Source organism: Sphingobium cloacae, from assembly GCF_002355855.1.
In the GTDB taxonomy this organism is placed as follows: domain Bacteria; phylum Pseudomonadota; class Alphaproteobacteria; order Sphingomonadales; family Sphingomonadaceae; genus Sphingobium; species Sphingobium cloacae.
Genome location: NZ_AP017655.1, coordinates 451,780 through 469,400 on the forward strand (window position 1 = coordinate 451,780; position 17,621 = coordinate 469,400).

Annotated in this window: 19 protein-coding genes; 7 read left to right on the forward strand and 12 right to left on the reverse strand. The window is 63.8% G+C overall.

Annotated features, from left to right (window positions below; all coding sequences use genetic code 11):
* Positions 1-3: 3 nt before the first annotated feature.
* Positions 4-630 carry a Tll0287-like domain-containing protein gene (locus SCLO_RS02345; protein ID WP_030090337.1) on the forward strand — a complete coding sequence of 209 codons (627 nt, stop codon included), beginning with the start codon at positions 4-6 and terminating at the stop codon, positions 628-630.
* Positions 631-726: 96 nt separating this feature from the next.
* On the opposite strand, the gene SCLO_RS02350 is transcribed toward SCLO_RS02345, so the two are convergent.
* The 6 genes from SCLO_RS02350 to SCLO_RS02375 form a co-directional block, all read right to left on the reverse strand.
* Complete coding sequence (locus SCLO_RS02350) at positions 727-1,299, reverse strand: cytochrome b (protein ID WP_231923323.1); 573 nt, start codon at positions 1,297-1,299, stop codon at positions 727-729.
* Positions 1,300-1,371: 72 nt separating this feature from the next.
* Positions 1,372-1,677 (reverse strand): alkylphosphonate utilization protein, encoded by a 306-nt coding sequence (locus SCLO_RS02355; RefSeq protein ID WP_030090339.1) that lies wholly within the window; start codon positions 1,675-1,677, stop codon positions 1,372-1,374.
* Positions 1,678-1,705: 28 nt separating this feature from the next.
* Complete coding sequence (locus SCLO_RS02360) at positions 1,706-2,398, reverse strand: DUF1275 family protein (protein ID WP_030090340.1); 693 nt, start codon at positions 2,396-2,398, stop codon at positions 1,706-1,708.
* Positions 2,399-2,407: 9 nt separating this feature from the next.
* Positions 2,408-3,604: a beta-ketothiolase BktB gene (gene bktB, locus SCLO_RS02365; RefSeq protein ID WP_030090341.1), complete on the reverse strand. Its 1,197-nt coding sequence runs from the start codon at positions 3,602-3,604 to the stop codon at positions 2,408-2,410.
* A 52-nt stretch (positions 3,605-3,656) separates the two neighbouring features.
* Positions 3,657-5,333 carry a SulP family inorganic anion transporter gene (locus SCLO_RS02370; RefSeq protein ID WP_037446394.1) on the reverse strand — a complete coding sequence of 559 codons (1,677 nt, stop codon included), beginning with the start codon at positions 5,331-5,333 and terminating at the stop codon, positions 3,657-3,659.
* Positions 5,330-5,644, reverse strand: coding sequence for a helix-turn-helix domain-containing protein (locus SCLO_RS02375; protein WP_030091389.1), 315 nt, complete (start codon positions 5,642-5,644; stop codon positions 5,330-5,332). The genes SCLO_RS02370 and SCLO_RS02375 overlap by 4 nt, the downstream gene beginning before the upstream one ends.
* Positions 5,645-6,052: 408 nt before the next feature.
* Between SCLO_RS02375 and SCLO_RS02380 the strand changes: the two genes are divergently transcribed.
* From SCLO_RS02380 to SCLO_RS24160, 4 genes are all read left to right on the forward strand, one after another.
* Entirely contained in the window at positions 6,053-7,630 is a 1,578-nt protein-coding gene (locus SCLO_RS02380; protein ID WP_030091390.1) for a phosphoenolpyruvate carboxykinase, read from the forward strand.
* A gap of 46 nt (positions 7,631-7,676) precedes the next feature.
* On the forward strand, positions 7,677-8,114 hold the full coding sequence (locus SCLO_RS02385; RefSeq protein ID WP_051743820.1) for a DUF983 domain-containing protein: 438 nt from the start codon (positions 7,677-7,679) through the stop codon (positions 8,112-8,114).
* Positions 8,115-8,217: 103 nt separating this feature from the next.
* A complete protein-coding gene (gene zapE / locus SCLO_RS02390) occupies positions 8,218-9,393 on the forward strand; it encodes a cell division protein ZapE (protein WP_051743818.1) in 1,176 nt (391 codons plus the stop codon).
* Positions 9,390-9,524: a hypothetical protein gene (locus SCLO_RS24160; RefSeq protein ID WP_255210268.1), complete on the forward strand. Its 135-nt coding sequence runs from the start codon at positions 9,390-9,392 to the stop codon at positions 9,522-9,524. The genes zapE and SCLO_RS24160 overlap by 4 nt, the downstream gene beginning before the upstream one ends.
* Before the next feature lie 102 nt (positions 9,525-9,626).
* Here the strand turns inward: SCLO_RS24160 and SCLO_RS02395 are convergent, their stop codons facing one another.
* From SCLO_RS02395 to SCLO_RS02420, 6 genes are all read right to left on the reverse strand, one after another.
* A complete protein-coding gene (locus SCLO_RS02395; RefSeq protein ID WP_030091393.1) occupies positions 9,627-10,043 on the reverse strand; it encodes a ferritin-like domain-containing protein in 417 nt (138 codons plus the stop codon).
* Positions 10,044-10,128: 85 nt separating this feature from the next.
* Positions 10,129-10,608, reverse strand: a complete 480-nt coding sequence (locus tag SCLO_RS02400; RefSeq protein WP_021246237.1) for a Dps family protein — start codon at positions 10,606-10,608, stop codon at positions 10,129-10,131.
* A 22-nt stretch (positions 10,609-10,630) separates the two neighbouring features.
* Positions 10,631-11,419, reverse strand: a complete 789-nt coding sequence (locus SCLO_RS02405; RefSeq protein ID WP_030091394.1) for a TlpA disulfide reductase family protein — start codon at positions 11,417-11,419, stop codon at positions 10,631-10,633.
* Positions 11,420-11,431: 12 nt separating this feature from the next.
* The gene (gene cydX / locus SCLO_RS02410; protein WP_030091395.1) at positions 11,432-11,542 is read right to left on the reverse strand and encodes a cytochrome bd-I oxidase subunit CydX; all 111 of its coding nucleotides are present in this window, start codon (positions 11,540-11,542) and stop codon (positions 11,432-11,434) included.
* Between the two features lie 14 nt (positions 11,543-11,556).
* A complete protein-coding gene (gene cydB / locus SCLO_RS02415) occupies positions 11,557-12,705 on the reverse strand; it encodes a cytochrome d ubiquinol oxidase subunit II (RefSeq protein WP_030091396.1) in 1,149 nt (382 codons plus the stop codon).
* Between the two features lie 12 nt (positions 12,706-12,717).
* On the reverse strand, positions 12,718-14,304 hold the full coding sequence (locus SCLO_RS02420; RefSeq protein ID WP_030091397.1) for a cytochrome ubiquinol oxidase subunit I: 1,587 nt from the start codon (positions 14,302-14,304) through the stop codon (positions 12,718-12,720).
* Positions 14,305-14,394: 90 nt separating this feature from the next.
* On the opposite strand from SCLO_RS02420, the gene cydD reads away from it, so the two are divergent.
* Together cydD and SCLO_RS02430 are read left to right on the forward strand one after the other, a co-directional pair.
* The gene (gene cydD / locus SCLO_RS02425) at positions 14,395-15,978 is read left to right on the forward strand and encodes a thiol reductant ABC exporter subunit CydD (protein WP_030091398.1); all 1,584 of its coding nucleotides are present in this window, start codon (positions 14,395-14,397) and stop codon (positions 15,976-15,978) included.
* Positions 15,975-17,591 carry an amino acid ABC transporter ATP-binding/permease protein gene (locus tag SCLO_RS02430; protein ID WP_030091399.1) on the forward strand — a complete coding sequence of 539 codons (1,617 nt, stop codon included), beginning with the start codon at positions 15,975-15,977 and terminating at the stop codon, positions 17,589-17,591. The genes cydD and SCLO_RS02430 overlap by 4 nt, the downstream gene beginning before the upstream one ends.
* The last annotated feature ends 30 nt before the right edge of the window (positions 17,592-17,621 follow it).

Here is a 17,621-nt window from a genome sequence, read left to right on the forward strand (position 1 = left end):
CCGATGCGACGCGCCGTCCTTCCGCTCCTGTCCATGGTCTCTCTCGGGGCTTGCGCCTCGAATGAGCCGCCGTCGGATCCGGCGGTGATGGTGCAGGAGGCACAAGCGCGCTCCGATATCCTGGCCGACCGCTTCCAGAAGGAATTATTGAGCGCGCTGACCGCCGCGATGGCGGCGGATGGTCCGCAAGGCGCGATCAGCGTCTGTTCGAGCATAGCGCCCGCGCTCGCCGCGCAGATCTCCGAGGAAAGCGGAGCGACCGTCCGGCGCACGGCGCTGCGCACGCGTAATCCCGCTGCCAGTCCTGACGCTACCGAACGCCGCGTCATGGAGAGCTGGGCCGCCGCGCCGTTTGGCGTCGACGGCAAGCCCAGGCGCTGGTCGGCGTATGAGGGCGGGCAATATCGCTATATGCGCGCCATACCGACCATGCCCATGTGCCTCGCTTGCCATGGCGAGAATGTCGCCCCGGAGGTGATGGCGGCGATCCGCGCGCATTATCCCGCAGATCAGGCGACGGGTTTTGCTTCCGGCCAGCTTCGGGGCGCCTTTTCGATCCGGTGGGAGGAGGCAGCCCTGGCGCGTGCGATCAAAGGCGGGGAGGGCGCGCAGCGAGGTCTGCACCCATGACGATCTTGCGCGCGCTTGCGCTGGCCCGATTTTACAGCGCTGCGGCAGCTGTCGCCTACCGCTCAGCGGCGCCGTGATCGCCAGAGTGCTTTGCCATCAGGTTCGGCCCGGCAGCATTCGGCGCAAGGTATCATCCTTGACGATGTAATGATGGAAGAGAGCGGCAAGGGCGTGAAAGCCGATCAGGAAATATCCGATGGTCCCGACTGTCTCGTGCCAATCCTTCATCTGTCCCGCCAGGGCTTTGCTCTGGCCGACAAGAGCCGGCAGTTCCAGACCGAAGAATGGAATCGGCTTGCCCGACGCACTCAGGATCACCCAGCCCGCCAAGGGCATCGCCAGCATGAACGCGTAGAGTGCGAGATGCGTCGCATTGGCTAAAAGCGTCTGCCATGACGGCGGTTCCGGCGTGATCGGGGGGGTGCGCTGGCTGAGGCGTGCCAGCAGGCGGATGATCGCCAGCGCCAGAACGGTGAGTCCGAGTATGAAATGCCAGGTTTTCAGCCCCTCGCGGATGTCGGTTCCCTTGGGATAGTTCTCCCGCAGGAGAATGGTAGCGTAAACGACCGAGATCAGCAGCACCATGAGCCAGTGCAGAGTGATCGACAGGGAAGAGAAGCGGTTACGGATATCGGTTGTACTCATGGCGAACCTCCCATCAATTTTCATATTGCCAGCGAGATGAGAAAAATGCCTTGATCCTTCTCAAGAAGCTTTGCGCCGAACAACCGCAATAACCGGTCAGCTGCGCTTGCGGACAAATTCCGCACGAAGCACCAAACCTTTGATGCCTTCATACCGGCAGTCGATTTCCTGCGGGTCATCCGTGAGGCGGATCGACTTTATCAGCGTTCCCCGCCTCAGAGTCTGGCCGGCGCCCTTGACGACCAGATCCTTGATCAACGTGACCTGGTCGCCGTCGGCAAGCAGGTTGCCCACGGCATCGCGGACTTCGATCCGGTCCGCGGTGGCGCGCCGTTCCTTCAGTTCGGATGCAGCCATCCATTCACCGGATTCTTCATCGTAGACATATTCATCTTCGCTCATGGAGTTCTCCATCGGTCAGGAATGTGCGTCAGGCACCGAACAGATCGCGTTCAATCAGCCAGGCGCGCATTGCCAGCAATGCGGCGACGAGGGCAGCCACGGCAAAGGCTCTGGCGTCGAGCGTGATCCACGCAACAGCGCCTGCGAGCCCGCCAATAAGGAAGACCAGCCAAAAGGATGCATGCAAGCCAAGCTGGCGATAGTTCGCGTGATGCCGTCCGCCGGCCAATGCCTCCCCGAACCGCACGACCTGCGTGGAGGGCGAAATAGCCTCCTGCAGGTCGGGATCATCCCTCTCAAAAGTGCAATGAGCACTACCCATGGCCATCGCGATCAGCACGGCCGGGATGATCGCCAGATGCGAGAGGAATGTCAGATAGGCGGCGGCCAACGCGATTGCGGTACAAACGAGCGCGATTGTGCGCCGGTACCGGCCTAGCCAGTGCGTAATCAAGGTCGTGAGGACCACACCCCCCACGAAGCTGAAGATCATTCCGCCCACAAATTTCGTGATACCAAAGCCACCGGGAAGGCTCGTGCCCAGAACAGTGGCGTTGGCCTCGGGCGAGGCAAGGAAGACGTGCCCGAATGCCAGAAAGCCGGCTGCATTGATCGCGCCGGCAAGGGCCGCCAGCATGGCGGCCAGTTGGACCAGCGCGCGCTGCGCTCTGCCGATATCCAGGGAGCTGGGCCGTCTGCCTGTCCGATCCGGTTCGCTCATGCTCGCCTCTTACGCATCCTGGCTCGGCAATCGCTCGATCACGAGTGCAATGCCTTGTCCGCCGCCAATGCACATGGTCACAAGCCCGTAGCGGCCGCCAATACGCTCGAGCTCGTAAAGCGCCTTGATGGTGATGATGGCGCCGGTTGCCCCGACGGGATGCCCAAGTCCAATGCCGCTGCCATTGGGATTGACCTTCTCGGGCGGGAAATCGAGCAGTTTGGCGACCGCGCAAGCCTGCGCGGCAAAAGCCTCGTTCGCCTCGATCACGTCGATGTCGTCAAGCGATAGTCCGGCCCGCTTGAGGGCGATGGGCACGGCTTCGACGGGACCGAGCCCCATCACTTCGGGGGCAACACCGGCATGTCCCCAGCTTACAACCCTGGCGCGGGGTGTCAGGCCGTGTCTCTCGGCGGCGGCGGCGGAAGCCAGCACCAGAGCCGCGCCAGCGTCGTTGATGCCGCTGGCGTTGCCCGCCGTTACGGTCCCGCCATCCTTGCGGAAGATGGGCGTGAGTGCGCCGAGGCCTTCGCTGGAAACGTCGGTGCGCACATGCTCGTCGGCCTCGAACATAAAGGTGCCGCTACGGCCCTTGACCTCGACGGAAACGATCTGCTCGCGAAAACGGTCTTCCTGCTGTGCTCTTGCTGCCCGGCGATGGCTTTCGGCCGCCAGCGCGTCCTGCTCGGCCCGGGTGATGCCATGACGTTCGGCAACGTTCTCGGCAGTGACCCCCATGTGACCTGCACCGAACGGATCGCTCAGCGTCGCGTTCATCGCGTCGATCATCATTTCATCGCCCATCCTGCGCCCCCAGCGCAGGCCCTTGAGAACGTGTGGGGATTGGCTCATGCTCTCGACACCGCCAGCAACGGCGATGTCACACTCGGCCAATGCGATCATTTGGGCGGCGGAAATAATCGCCTGCACACTCGATCCGCAAAGGCGGTTCAGGGTGAGCGCCGGGGTCCGATCGGGAATCCCCGCCGCGATAGCGGCAATTCGCGAGACATATGCATCGCTGGGTTCGCTTTGAATGACCTGGCCAAGGACAACATGCTCGACATGGCCTGGTTCGATTCCGGCCCGCTTGATGGCTTCGGCAATGACGATGCGGCCAAGCTCCCACGGCGCGACGTCCTTAAGGCTGCCTCCAAAATCCCCGATAGCGGTGCGCACACCCGACAGGATCACGACGTCGTTCAAATTTCCTTCCTTTCGACAATATGTTCGCCCGAACCGCAGCAGGGTGCGCCGATCAGTGCGGCTGAGTTTTGGGCGCTTCGAGCAAGCTGACCGCGAGCGACTGGGCGCTGGCGAAGTCCGCGGCATAGAAAAGCTTGTCCGAACCAGCTTCCAGGTGAACGCGCGCAAGCATCGACTTCGGTTGCGGCTGCACGCCGGACAACACGACCGTTGCGCCGGCGACGCGCGCTTGTTCGATGAACTGTTCGAGCGCCTGGACGCCGCTTGCATCGAGCAGGGGAACGAGCCGCATGCGCAGGATGATGACTTTGGGCGACTGACCGACGCGGCGCAGCGTATCGAGCAGTTCGCCTGCTACGCCGAAGAAGAACGGGCCGGTGATCCGGAACACCTCGACACCCTCCGGCAACGCGTCGCGCTGGTGAACGTCTTCGGAATCGAGATCGATGTCCTGCCGGCCGCTGCTGTCGACCTCGACAGCCTCGCTCATGCGGGCCATGAAGAGGAGCGAGGCCAGAGTTACGCCGACGCCGATTGCGACGGTGAGATCCACCAGTACCGTCAGGCCGAATGTCAGTAGCAGCACGGCCCGGTCGCTGTTGGGCATGTGCAGCAAGGCAATGAACCGCTCATATTCACTCATGCCCCAGGCGACCATGAACAGGATCGCGGCAAGCGCGGCCATGGGTACGAATGCCATCAGGTCCGTGGCGAACAGGATGAACAGAAGAAGGAACACGGCATGCATGATTCCGGCAACCGGGGTTCTGGCCCCGGAGCGGATATTGGTGGCGGTACGCGCAATCGCGCCCGTCGCGGGTAGCCCACCGAACAGGGCGGATCCGATATTGGCGACGCCCTGGCCGATCAATTCCTGGTTGGAGCGATGCCGCGTTCCGGCCATGCCATCGGCGACGACGGCCGACAGCAGGGCTTCGATGCCGGCGAGAAATGCAATGGTGAATGCCGAAGGCATCACCGCATTGATCTTGGCGAAGGTGAATTCCGGCAGGGACGGCATCGGCAGGCCGGAAGGAATGTCCGGGAAGCGGGAGCCGATAGTGTCGACCGGGAGCTTGAGCAGAGCGACGGCGAGGGAACTTACCACGACCGCGATCAGGAACCCGGGCAGTCTGGGCGCGAGTTTGCGCAGCACGATGATGGTCGCAAGTGCTCCGACCCCGACGCCTAGAGTTGCCCAACTGGTGCTCGGCAGAGCGGCGAGATAGGACTGCCATTTGGGCAGGAACTCAGCCGGGACCTCGGTCATCGAGAGCCCGAGGAAGTCCTTCACCTGACTCGAGGCAATGATAACGGCGATCCCCGCGGTGAATCCGGTGACGACCGGATGGGGGATGAATTTGATCATCTGCCCGAGGCGAAACGCACCGGCGGCAATGAGGATGATGCCTGCCAGGAGCGTCGCGATCAGCAGCCCATCATAGCCGTGCTGGGCGATAACATTGAAAATGACGACGACAAAGGCGCCCGTGGGTCCGCCGACCTGGACCCGCGATCCGCCGAGCGCGGAAATCAGGAACCCCGCCACCACGGCCGTGACAAGCCCCTTGTCGGGAGAAGCGCCGCTGGCGATGCCCAGGGCCATGGCAAGAGGCAGCGCGACGATCGCGACCGTCAGGCCCGCTATGGCGTCGGCGCGGAAGGTCTGAGCGGTGTACCCTTCGCGCAAGGTCGTGATGAGCTTGGGCGTATAGGCTTTCGCGCTCACCTGACCGGTTCCTCCGCCTTGTCATAGAGAAGCGACTGCCCCTGGCCGCCGGACTTTCCCGCGGTCGTTTCGCGCAGACGCACACCGCGGCCCACGCCCGTGCTGGGCGCATTCTCGCCCAGCAGTTCGATGCCTGCGCCTTCCAGCGCGGTGATCACCTTGACCAGCGTGTCGACCACACCGCGCACTTGGCCATCGGATGATTCCATGCGCTGGATGGTCGGCAGGGAGAGGCCGGCCAGCGCGGCGAGCTGGCGTTGATCAAGTCCGAGGAGGGCGCGCGCGGCGCGCATTTGCTGCGACGTGATCATGTTGGCTCCATGATGTTTAATACATCAAATATCACTCTTAACAAATTAGGAGGGAGTTGTATATGTGCATTGTACCGGATAATCGATCACACGCGCTTTGTCGGGGTGAGGTATTTCCGCGTCTGAGAAAGCCGATGGTCTTGAGGGCTGCGACCTTCGAGCCTCCAGATCGGAGATGAGCAAATGATCGTGGAGAAAAAGCACCGCCGCAAAGGTGCAGGTCGACAGGCGCCGCCATCGGATGCCCCGGCGGCGGCGAGTCCGGTGTCGCAACCCGATCGTCTTCGGCGCCCGAAGCTCAGGCTGAAACTTCCCGTCGGAACAGGTTCGGGCGACGCCCGATCCGCCTGCTTCCTTCCAACCCGATCCGAAAGGCCACACAGCAAAATCACGCAGATCCCCGCAGCTTTGGACATCACGGTCAAATCCGGTGGGACGCTTCACGAAAATCTCGATACGCCCGAACTCGTCGAGATCGCCTTGCGGCGCGGTGAAGGCCGCCTGTCCGAGCATGGCGCCTTCGTGGTTGAAACCGGAAAACATACCGGCCGTTCGGCCCAGGACAAATTCATCGTCCGTGATGAGGTCACCAGGGATGATGTCTGGTGGGGGGCTTCCAACAAGCCGATGTCGGAAGAAGCCTTCGCCAATCTGCGCGAGGATTTCCTCAAGCATCTTGCCGCACTCGACGACGTCTTCGTCCAGGATCTGTTCGGCGGCTCGCAGCCGGAATTCCGTGTCGGAGTCCGGGTCGTCACGGAACTGGCCTGGCACTCGCATTTCGTGCGCACCATGCTGGTTAGGCCGACGGCGGATGAACTCACGCATTTCACGGCGGATTACACCATCATCGACTTGCCCGGCTTCCGCGCCGATCCCGAACGCCATGGCTGCCGGTCGGAAACCATCATCGCGATCGATTTCACCCACCGGCTGATCCTGATCGGCGGCACCGGCTATGCCGGCGAGATGAAGAAGGCGGTGTTCTCGGTGCTGAACTATGTGCTGCCGCAAAAGGGCGTCATGCCGATGCATTGTTCGGCGAACATCGGTCCCGATGGCGACACCGCGATCTTCTTCGGCCTCTCGGGCACCGGCAAGACCACTTTGTCCGCTGATGTTTCGCGCACGCTGATCGGCGACGACGAGCATGGCTGGTCGGACAGCGCCGTCTTCAATTTCGAAGGCGGCTGCTACGCCAAGATGATCCGTCTCTCGGCCGAGGCGGAGCCTGAAATCCATGCGACCACCCGCCGCTTCGGTACGATCCTCGAGAATGTCGTCATGGATCCGGAAACCCGCGCACTCGACCTCGACGACGCCTCGCTCGCCGAGAACAGCAGGGGCGCCTATCCGATCCACTTCATCCCCAATGCCTCCGCCGAGAACATGGGGCCGGTGCCGAAGAACATCATCATGCTGACGGCCGATGCCTTCGGCGTGCTCCCGCCCATCGCGAAGCTAACGCCCGAACAGGCGATGTATCATTTCCTGTCCGGCTACACAGCCAAGGTCGCGGGCACCGAACTCGGTGTCACCGAACCCGAAGCGACGTTCTCGACCTGCTTTGGCGCGCCGTTCATGCCGCGGCATCCCAGCGTCTACGGCAATCTGCTTCGCAAGCGTATCGCCGCGGGGAATGTCGATTGCTGGCTGGTCAACACCGGCTGGACCGGCGGCCAATATGGAACGGGATCGCGGATGCCGATCAAGGTGACGCGCGCACTGCTCAATGCTGCGCTTTCCGGGACTCTCGAAGGCGCACAGTTCCGCACCGATCCCAACTTCGGCTTCGTGGTCCCCGTTGCTGTAGAGGGTGTGGATTCGAGTATTCTCGACCCGCGTTCCACCTGGGCTGATGGGGCCGCCTATGACGGCACGGCGCGTTCCCTGGTCGACCGCTTCAAGCGCAACTTCACGCAGTTTGTCGCTCATGTCGACGAAAGCATCCGCGCGGCGGCCCCTCCCGGATGGTTCGATGCCTGACCTCATCCGGTTCCCCTTTGACAAGTTTCACGAAAAGCCAGAATCCATGCCCGCTCATGAACAGGGATCGGTAACCGGCAAGCTTGTCTTGCCGGTCACAGGTTGGGCCGCGATCCTGCGCGGGTTGCGCGGGCGATGCCCCCGGTGCGGCGAGGCGCGCCTGTTCATGCGGTTCCTGAAACCGATCCCTCATTGCCCGCAATGCGGCCAGGACTGGACGCATCAGCAAGCTGATGATTTCCCGGCCTATGTCTCGATCTTCGTGACGGGGCATCTGATGGCGCCGCTCATTATCGCCGTGACCAGTCGCGCGGAAATGTCCGTGCCGATGTTGATGGCGATCCTGCTTCCGTTGGCGTTGCTCCTGATGGTCGGGCTGCTTCAGCCCGCCAAGGGAGCCATCATTGCCTTGCAGTGGTGGTTCGGCATGCATGGGTTTCGCAGGGAACGCCCGGGAGCAATTCCGGACGACGCCGATACATGATCTTCAGCTTCGGCCGTGGCCAGTCTCGAGATTGACCAGGGTATGAGGCTGTCGGGCCGATGCGCGACTTCTCAAATTCAACTTTTTGCCGGAGAACTTTGTCTTGCCTCAGAGCAAAGTCCTGACGCGTTACGTGAACGCCATTTCAACGGGTCAGCTGCGCCCTGACGACGCCCAGCGGCAGGTCGCTCTGCGTTTCGGCAAGGCGGTTGCGGAATTGGAAGCACAGGCGCGCCGTCAGGGCCTCCTGTCGCGTTTCGTCAGGCGCAAACCCGATCCCGTGCGGGGAGTCTATCTCTGGGGAGGGGTCGGCCGCGGCAAATCGATGCTGATGGATCTCTTCTTCGACTGCGTCGAGATCGCCGGGAAACGGCGCGTCCACTTCCACGAGTTCATGCAGGAGGTGCATGACCGGCTACGCTCCGAACGCGCCAAGGAGACCGGCGATCCGATATTGCCGGTCGCCGATGCCATCGCGGCCGAAGCGCGGCTGATCGCCTTCGACGAAATGATCGTAACCAATTCGGCTGACGCGATGATCCTGTCGAGGCTGTTTACCCGGATCATCGGACATGGCGTTACCGTGGTCGCTACATCCAACCGGCCGCCTCAGGACCTCTACAAGAACGGCCTCAACCGCGAACATTTTCTGCCATTCATCGCGCTCCTCAAGGATCGGCTCGATGTGCTCACCCTGGATGGGCCGACTGACTATCGCATGCAGCGCCTTGGAGGGTTCCAGACCTGGCACGTGCCCAATGGCGATGCGGCGACGGAAGCCCTGAGCCGGGCGTTCTTCCGGTTGACCGATTTTCCGGTCGAGGACCGGGAGCATGTTCCCTCCGAAACACTGGCAATCAAGGGCGGACGAGAACTGTTCGTGCCCAAGTCGCTGAAAGGCGTGGCCGTCTTCTCATTCAAGCGGCTATGCGGCGAACCGCGCGGCATTCCCGATTATCTTGCATTGGCCTACCGCTATCACACCGTGATCCTGGTCGGGATCCCCGTTCTCGACGCAAACCGGAAATCGGAAGCGGCGCGATTCAAGACACTGATCGACGCCTTCTATGAAAATGGCGTCAAGCTGCTGGCTTCCGCCGATCGCGAACCCGACGCGCTGTATTGCGCGGCAGACGACGCCTTCGAGTTCGAGCGGACGATCTCGCGCCTCAACGAAATGGGATCGCAGGACTATCTCGCCCGCGGTCATGGAGTGAGCGACGAGGTCGCGCTCGCCGAGGTTCAGCGTCCATCGAGAACACAAAGGCTTATGGAATGATTCCGAAACCGGATCTCAAGCCGGCAGTCCGAAACAGCGATGTCTATCTGAACAGACGTGATGTGTGCCTCGCCGAGGCGAAGGAAATGTACGAGAAAGCGCAGCTGTTCGAGGAACGCCAAAGGCGCTGACGCCGACAGGTCATGCCTCGCGCCCTCTGTCGATGCCATCCACCGTCGATTACGGATCCCAAAAGCAGCCTGTGCCTGAGTGATCGCGATTGAGGGAGGCCGTCACGAACGGCGATCGCGTTCCCGCTCCAGGCATTGCCTGAAAGCTGGAAGGTGGCGCTCGCGCGAGGCGGCCTGCAGGTTTTCCATCACCTGGCGCGCCGCGGGGTCGTCGACCATCGGGATCAGCCGGTCGTAAAGCGCGATATTCTCGATCTCGCCCTGGACCGCGCTTTCGCAAGCCTGCGCGAGAGAAGCTGGTGCCGCCACTTTCCCCGTCCATGGATCGGGCGGTACGTCGATGCCCAGCCGGGCAAGCTGGCGCTCAAGTGCGGCGGCATGGCGCTGTTCGGCCTCTATGATGTTGGAAAAGGGCCGGACAGGGCCGAACTTTTCGATCACGGCGGCATAGGTCGCCTCCGCCTTCCGCTCGTCTTCGAGCGCATCGAGGAGGATGTTTGCCAGCTTTGACGTAGCCAAGGTCTCGTCCTTTCAATGGCGGCAGTTCGCTAACGGCCCCGGCCTCGCAGAGATTGCGCGGCCGGGGCCAGTCGTTGAGCGTGTCTTACTCTTCGAGCAGGGCGCGCAGCATCCATGCGGCCTGCTCATGCACGCCGATCCGTTGGGTGAGCAGGTCCGCGGTCGGCTCGTCGCTCGCCTTCTCGACCAGAGGGAACAGCGTGCGCGCCGTGCGGGCGGCCGCTTCATGCCCCTTGGCGAGGATGTCGACCATGTCGAGCGCCTTCGGCGGCACTTCCGGCGCGTCGGGCAGGGAACTGAGTTTGGCGAACTGCGCGTAGGAACCGGGTGCGGGCTGTCCGAGCGAGCGGATGCGTTCGGCGATCGGGTCGATCGCGTTCCACAACTCGGTATATTGCGTCATGAACATGGCATGGAGGCTGTTGAACATCGGCCCGGTCACGTTCCAGTGAAAGTTGTGCGAGGTCAGATAGAGAGTGTAGGTGTCCGCCAGGAGGCGGCTCAGGCCTTCGCAAATCGCAACCCGATCTTCCTCGCCGATTCCAATATTCACTTGTCTGGTCATGGTCTTCTCCTTGATCGAAACTCTACTTCAGATCGCGTAGTCCCGCGAGCAGGGCGGCCCGCGAGATTTCACCGACATGGAGCGCACGGATCACGCCTTTGCTGTCGACGAACAGCGTCGCGGGAAGCCCGGCCGAGCCGGTCGCGGCAGCTATGCGCAGGTCGCGGTCGAGATGGACGTGCGCCGCTTCAAGGCGCTTGCTGTCCAGCCACGCACGTACGTTGTCTGCATCCTCGCCCTGATTGACAAGCAGGATCGGCACGGCCGAGTGTGCCGCTTCTACGACCATCATCGGCATTTCACGCTGGCACGGCGGGCACCAGGTTGCCCAGAGATTGACGACGAACGGCTTGCCCCGGCGATCGTCGAGCAGGCTCGTTCCGCTGTCCAGCGACTGGAGAACGATTCCTTGCGGTAGAGGTCGCTGCGCCGAGGCAAGGGCCGCTGCCGTGGCGCCGGATGTGACCGCGACGCAGCCCGCGAAGACGAGTGTCAAAGGTGCTAGGGCGCGAGATCGCCGTAGTGACACGCCCAGCACGATTGCGGCAGTCACCAGACCGGGGAGCGGCGAGAAACCTCCTTGCCAGACATAGAGGATGGTTGCGGGTTCGATGGCGAAGGCATGCCAGTTCTGCGCCACAAAACCCGCGCGAGCTGCAACGAGGCCAGCGAGCAATGCCCGCCACGCGGCCGTATCGCAATCCACGCCGCGACGGCGGCCTATCCAGTTCGCCGCCGCCAGGAAGGCGATGATCCCGAGAATCGCGAACAGCCGTTCCAACGCGAGCGCGAGAGGGCCGATGGCAATCATGATCCGTCGCGGTCAGGCCGCAATGTCCTCATCGGGATCGGCGTGGAATTCATGCCACATGCCGTTGAGGATACCGAACCCGACGGCGAGGCCCACGCCCAGAATCCAACTGAAATACCACATGGAAAGTCGTCCTTTCAGTAATAGTCGGGGTTGGTGTCGACATCGCGCAGCGTGATGCGGCCGAACAGGACCTTGTAGACCCAGGCGGTGTAGAGCAGGATGATCGGCAGGAAGATCACCGTCACGGCCAGCATGATGAACAAAGTCACATGGCTGGACGAGGCGTTCCAGACCGTCAGGCTCGAGGCCGGGTCGATCGAACTGGGCAGGATGAACGGGAACATCGAGAGGCCCACGGTCGCGATGATGCCGATCGCGCCGATCGATGAGCCGCCAAAGGCCAGAACCTCGCGGCCCTTGCGGATGCCGATCCACGCCAGCAGCGGCCCCGCGAAGCCGAGGATCGGGGCGATCAGCATCCAGGGATGGGCGCCATAATTGTTGAGCCAGGCCCCCGGCGCCGCGACCGTTCCCGACAGCAGCGGATTGGACGGGCCGAGCGGATCGGCCGCATGGGTCAGGCGGAAGCCCATGCCCATTTTCGCGACCATGACCCCGCCCAGCGCGAACAGCAGGATCGACGCGACCGCCGCGACCTTGCCGAAGGCGCGCGCGCGGTCATGCACGACGCCGCGTTCGATCTTGATCGCAAGCCAGCTCGCGCCGTGCAGCACGATCATGGCGACCGAGAGCAGCCCGGCGACCAGCGAGAACGGATGGAACAGGCCGAGCAGGCTGCCCTCGTAGAAGGAGCGCAGATCGCTATCGAGCCGGAAGGGGATGCCGGTCAGGACATTGCCGACCGCGACGCCGAACACCAGCGCAGGCACGAACCCGCCGACGAACAGCGCCCAATCCCAGCGCGAGCGCCATGTGGCATCGGGCTTCTTCGAGCGGTATTTGAAGCCCACGGGCCGCAGGATGAGCGCGGCGAGGACGAGGAACATGGCCAGATAGAAGCCCGAGAAGCTGACCGCATAGACGAACGGCCAGGCCGCGAAGATCGCGCCGCCGCCGAGGATGAACCAGACCTGGTTGCCTTCCCAGGTCGCGCCGATCGAGTTGATGACGAGACGCCGTTCGGCGTCGGTCTTCGCGACGAAGGGCAGCAGCGCGGCGGTGCCGAGGTCGAAGCCGTCGGTGAGAGTGAAGCCGATCAGGAGGACGCCCATCAGCAGCCACCAGATCAGCCGGAGCGTTTCATAGTCGATGGGAGGTGCCATGACCTGTTCTCCTTATTCGGCAGGGATGGGCGCGTAGCCGCTGTGGGTTTCGGGGGATGGCGCCGGAGGCCGATGCTGGTCCGGTCCCTTGCGGATTGCCGCCAGCATCAGCCGCACTTCGATGACGGCGAGCGCGCCATAGATCACCGTGAACCCGATGATCGTCGTCCAGAGCTGCGCGACGGTCAGGCTCGAGGCGGCAAGGAACGTCGGCAGAACGCCATCGATCGCCCAGGGCTGGCGGCCGATCTCGGCCAGGATCCAGCCAAATTCGATGGCGATCCACGGCAGCGGGATGACCCAGACCGCCGCGCGCAGGAAGGTGCGGCAGAAGCGGCTGTCGCAGTTCAGCTTGCGGATCGAAGCCATCCAGAAGGCGGCGCCGAAGAAGGCGATGAAGAAGAAGCCGAGGCCGGCCATCACCCGGAACACCCAGAACATCACCGGGACATTGGGCACGGTCGACCATGCGGCCTTTTCGATGTCCTGGGGCGTGGCTTGCCGCGGATCGGCGACGAAGCGTTTCAGCAGCAGGGCATAGCCAAGATCGGCCTTGGCTTCCTCGAATGCCTCGCGCGCGACCATGTCCTTCTGGTCCACCTTCAGCTTTTCCACCGCATCATAGGCCTTGATGCCGTTCTCGATGCGGTCCTGCGCCCTGGCGACCAGTTCGAAGATGCCGGAGACTTCGCCCGTCAGGCTGCGCGTGGAGATGAGACCGAGCACATAGGGGATCTTGACCTCGAAATAGGTCTCGCGGTCGGCGACGCTGGGAAAGCCGACAACGGCAATGCCCGCGGGCGCGGGCTCAGTGTGCCACATGGCCTCGAGCGCGGCGAGCTTCATCTTCTGGTTATCGGTCAGCGCGTAGCCGCTTTCGTCGCCGAGCACGACGACCGACAGCGACGAGGCAAGGCCGAAGGCGGCGGCGACCGTGAAGCTGCGCCGCGCGACCGCGACCCACTTGCCCTTGAGCAGATACCAGGCCGAGACGCCCAGCACGAAAACGGAGGCGCAGACATAGCCCGCGCTCACCGTATGGACGAACTTCGCCTGCGCGACCGGATTGAACAGCACCGCCATGAAGTCGGAGACTTCCATCCGCATCGTTTCGGGATTGAAGCGCGATCCCACCGGATTCTGCATCCAGCCATTGGCGACGAGGATCCACAGCGCCGATAGGTTCGAGCCGAGAGCCACCATGAAGGTGGTGAGCAGATGCCCGACCCTGGACAGCTTGTCCCATCCGAAGAACATGAGGCCCACGAACGTCGCTTCGAGGAAGAAGGCCATCAGCCCTTCGATGGCGAGCGGCGCGCCGAAGATGTCGCCGACATAATGCGAATAGTAGGACCAGTTGGTGCCGAACTGGAATTCCATGGTAATGCCGGTAGCGACGCCCAGCACGAAGTTGATACCGAACAGCTTGCCCCAGAAGCGCGTGACGGTGCGCCAGATCTCACGGCCCGTCATCACATAGATGCTCTCCATGATGACGAGGATGAAGGAGAGGCCGAGCGTCAGGGGGACGAACAGGAAATGGTAGAGAGCCGTCAGGGCGAATTGGAGGCGTGAAAGCTCGATCACAGCCATGTCCATGGCAAGACTCCTTGCGTTCCGGCCCGGCTTCCATGGGTGTCCTGAGTCGGTTGAAAAGATTATGATTATTCGTTACTCGTAATTGAGTATATGAGCAACCCGTTAGATAGACAGGCTGCGGCCCTTTTCTGGATCGGCGACAGCGGCGCGGCGATCCTCATGGCGGCGGCGCTGGCCGGAGCCGTGGCATCAATGGAGCAAGGGGCGGGGCAGGGCCATCTTGCGCTTGCCGCGGGCGGACTGATAGCCGCCGCCCTGCTTCGCGCCGGGATGCAGATCGGTGCGACCAACGCCGGCGAAGCGGCTGCTATGCGCGTCAAGACGAACTGGCGCCAGCGGGTGTATCCAGGCATTCTCGTCGCCGCGCCGGGGGATCGCCGGATGCTGGGCGAGGCGGTCGCCGATGCCGTCGACCGGATCGAGGACCTGGGCGGCTTCCATGCCCGCTTCCTGCCGCTGCGCCGCGCCGCGGTCCTGTCCCCGCTCATAATCGCGATTGCTGCCGTATTTGGGAGCTGGGTCGCCGGCGTGATCATGCTCGCGACGCTGATTCCCTTTGCCATGGGCATGGCGCTCGCAGGAACGGCGGCCGCGCGGGCCGCCGCGCGCCAGCTCGATGCGCTGAGTCGCCTGTCGGGCCTGTTCGTCGACCGGGTGCGCGCGCTCCCGGTGATCGTCGCCTTCGCCGCGCAGGACCGTATCGGCCGCCACCTTGCCGACGCTACCCGCGAGGTCGCCGCGCGCACGATCGATGTGCTCAAGGTCGCCTTCGTGTCGAGCGCGATCATCGAGTTCTTCGCGGCGCTGTCGGTGGCGCTGGTCGCGCTCTATTGCGGCTTCAACCTGCTCGGCATCCTGCCCTTTCCGGCTCCCGAAAAGCTGACCCTGGGCCAAGCCCTGTTTGTTCTTGTCCTCGCGCCGGAATTCTATCTTCCCATGCGCCGCCTTGCCGCCGCCTATCACGACAAGCAGGTCGGGGAGGCTGCGGTGGAACGCCTTGAAGCGCTCGCGCCCGCTTCTCCGCCCGCGCCGAAACCCGCGATCGAAGGGCCGCCAGCGCTGCGCTTTGACGGCGTGGTGATCGACTATGGCGAGACGGCCATCGGTCCCTTCACGCTGGATATCCCGGCGGGCACCAGCCTTGCCCTGCGCGGAAGCACCGGGGTCGGCAAATCGAGCCTGCTCCATGCGCTGCTGGGGCTGGCCCCCATTGGTGGGGGACGGATTCTGGTTGACGGCCGGGATGCGGCCGAGGTTGCGCTTCCCGGCCATGTCGGCTGGGCGGGCCAGACGGTTGCGTTCGTCCCGGGCACGCTGGCCGACAATATCCGTCTTGCGCGTCCCGATGCCGACGATGCGGCAGTCGAAGCCGTGGCCCATCTGGCAGGCCTTGGGCCGATGATCGAAGCGCGCGGACAGGGATTGGCCTTGCCGCTCGATCATCGCGGGTCGGGCCTGTCCGGTGGGGAACGCCGGCGCGTCGGCATCGCGCGCGTGTTGCTCAAGGACGCGCCGCTCTGGCTGCTCGACGAACCGACCGCGGATCTCGACGCGGGATCGGCGGCCGACATCGCCGGGATACTGGCGTCCGCCGCAAAGGGCCGCACGGTCCTGATAGTGACGCACAGCGCCGAGCTGGCCGCGATCGCCACCAAAGAAATGGTGCTTTCATGAGCCGCGCGGATATGGACCTGCTGCTCGCTGAAGCTATCGGCCCCGAACGCCGCGCCTTCCGAATCGCGGGCTTGCTTGCCTCCGCTGCGACAATCGCCGCGGTCCTGCTGCTGGGCCTGTCTGGATGGTTCATCACCGGCGCGGCACTGGCCGGGCTGGGCGGCGTGTTGGCCGCGCAGGGTTTCAACTACCTGGTGCCGAGCGCGATGATCAGGCTGCTCGCGATCGTAAGGACGACGGCGCGTTACGGCGAACGGCTCTATGGCCACCGCGCGGCCTTGATGGCGCTCGCCGCGGTTCGCGCGCGCCTGTTCGACCGCATCCTGTCGGTGCGCGACGTGCGGGCCGTATCGGCGGGCGATGCCGTGACGCGGCTCGTGCAGGACATCGGCGCGCTGGAGGACAATCTGGTCCGTAAGCCGGCATTGCCCGCCGCGTTCGCCGGCGCTGCCATCGGCCTTGCCCTTGCGTGGCTGGCCAGCCCCTGGACGAGCCTTGCCTTGCTGGCGTTGCTTGCCGGTCTTGTCCTCTGGGCGCATCTGGCGACCCCCCGCCTGCTGGCGAGCGCCGCGACCGATATGGCGGAGGCGCTGGCGCGGCTCAAGGCGAGCATGGTGGACTATGCCGCCGCTTCGCCCGAAATCCTTGCCTACGATCTCGCTCCGGCGATCGGGCGAAGCCTCGCGGTCGAGACGGCCGAGTTGGACAGCGCGCGACCTCGGTTCGCGCGCGGCGAAGCGATCATCGATGCGGGCCTCGTGTTGGGTGGGGGCATCGCCATGGGCGCGATGCTGATCTTCTCCCATGCCTCCCTGCCGGTGACGGTCCTTGCCGTGCTGGCGGCGGCGGGCGCGATCGAAGCGCTTTCCGGCTATGTGCGCGGGGTGTCGCGCGGCGCGCTGGTCGCGGCCGCCCTCTCGCGATTGGAGGGCATGGCGGGTCAACCGTCTGCGCCTGTCCGAAAGGCGACGGCATCCATGGCGCCCGCGCGGACCATTGCCTTTGACCGGGACGGCATGAATATCCGGATCATGGCGGGCGAGCGCTTGGGGATTTCAGGCAAATCCGGCAGCGGCAAGACCAGCCTTCTGGAAACGCTCGCTGGTATTCGGCCCGCTGGCGAGCATTGCGGCATTGCTCTTGATGACCAGCTTCTTGCTTCCCTGCCGTCCGAGGACGTGCGAGCGGCATTCGCGCTCTCGCCCCAGGATGCCCAGCTCCTGTCGGGAACCATCCGCGACAATTTGCGTGTGGCGCGCCCCGGCCTCAGCGACGAACGGCTTTGGGCGGCGCTGGAAGTCGCCTGCCTCGCTGTCGATATTCGCGCGATGCCGCATGGGCTTGACCAATGGGTCGGCGACGGCGGAGCGCGGTTGTCGGGCGGCCAGCGCAAGCGGTTGTCGATCGCCCGCGCCTTGCTTGCCGGCAGGCCGTGGCTGCTGCTCGACGAGCCGAGCGAGGGGTTGGACATGGCGACGGAGGCGCGGCTTGCGGGCCACCTCGACGCGTGGCTTCGCGAGACAGGGACCGGAGTCGTGGTGGTGAGTCATCGACCGATTTTCTTGAGTCTCGTCGGCAAGGGTCGAACAATCAACTTGAAGGATCGCCGCTAATATAGGGATATCTGTAGCTGGCCTGGGGGC

Coding starts and splice junctions, on each gene's coding strand:
- SCLO_RS02345 (WP_030090337.1), top strand. CDS start 4: ATGCGACGCGCCGTCCTTCCGCTCCTGTCCATGGTCTCTCTCGGGGCT.
- SCLO_RS02350 (WP_231923323.1), bottom strand. CDS start 1,299: ATGAAAATTGATGGGAGGTTCGCCATGAGTACAACCGATATCCGTAAC.
- SCLO_RS02355 (WP_030090339.1), bottom strand. CDS start 1,677: ATGAGCGAAGATGAATATGTCTACGATGAAGAATCCGGTGAATGGATG.
- SCLO_RS02360 (WP_030090340.1), bottom strand. CDS start 2,398: ATGAGCGAACCGGATCGGACAGGCAGACGGCCCAGCTCCCTGGATATC.
- SCLO_RS02375 (WP_030091389.1), bottom strand. CDS start 5,644: ATGATCACGTCGCAGCAAATGCGCGCCGCGCGCGCCCTCCTCGGACTT.
- SCLO_RS02385 (WP_051743820.1), top strand. CDS start 7,677: ATGCCCGCTCATGAACAGGGATCGGTAACCGGCAAGCTTGTCTTGCCG.
- SCLO_RS24160 (WP_255210268.1), top strand. CDS start 9,390: ATGATTCCGAAACCGGATCTCAAGCCGGCAGTCCGAAACAGCGATGTC.
- SCLO_RS02400 (WP_021246237.1), bottom strand. CDS start 10,608: ATGACCAGACAAGTGAATATTGGAATCGGCGAGGAAGATCGGGTTGCG.
- SCLO_RS02405 (WP_030091394.1), bottom strand. CDS start 11,419: ATGATTGCCATCGGCCCTCTCGCGCTCGCGTTGGAACGGCTGTTCGCG.
- cydX (WP_030091395.1), bottom strand. CDS start 11,542: ATGTGGTATTTCAGTTGGATTCTGGGCGTGGGCCTCGCCGTCGGGTTC.
- cydB (WP_030091396.1), bottom strand. CDS start 12,705: ATGGCACCTCCCATCGACTATGAAACGCTCCGGCTGATCTGGTGGCTG.
- SCLO_RS02420 (WP_030091397.1), bottom strand. CDS start 14,304: ATGGACATGGCTGTGATCGAGCTTTCACGCCTCCAATTCGCCCTGACG.
- cydD (WP_030091398.1), top strand. CDS start 14,395: ATGAGCAACCCGTTAGATAGACAGGCTGCGGCCCTTTTCTGGATCGGC.
- SCLO_RS02430 (WP_030091399.1), top strand. CDS start 15,975: ATGAGCCGCGCGGATATGGACCTGCTGCTCGCTGAAGCTATCGGCCCC.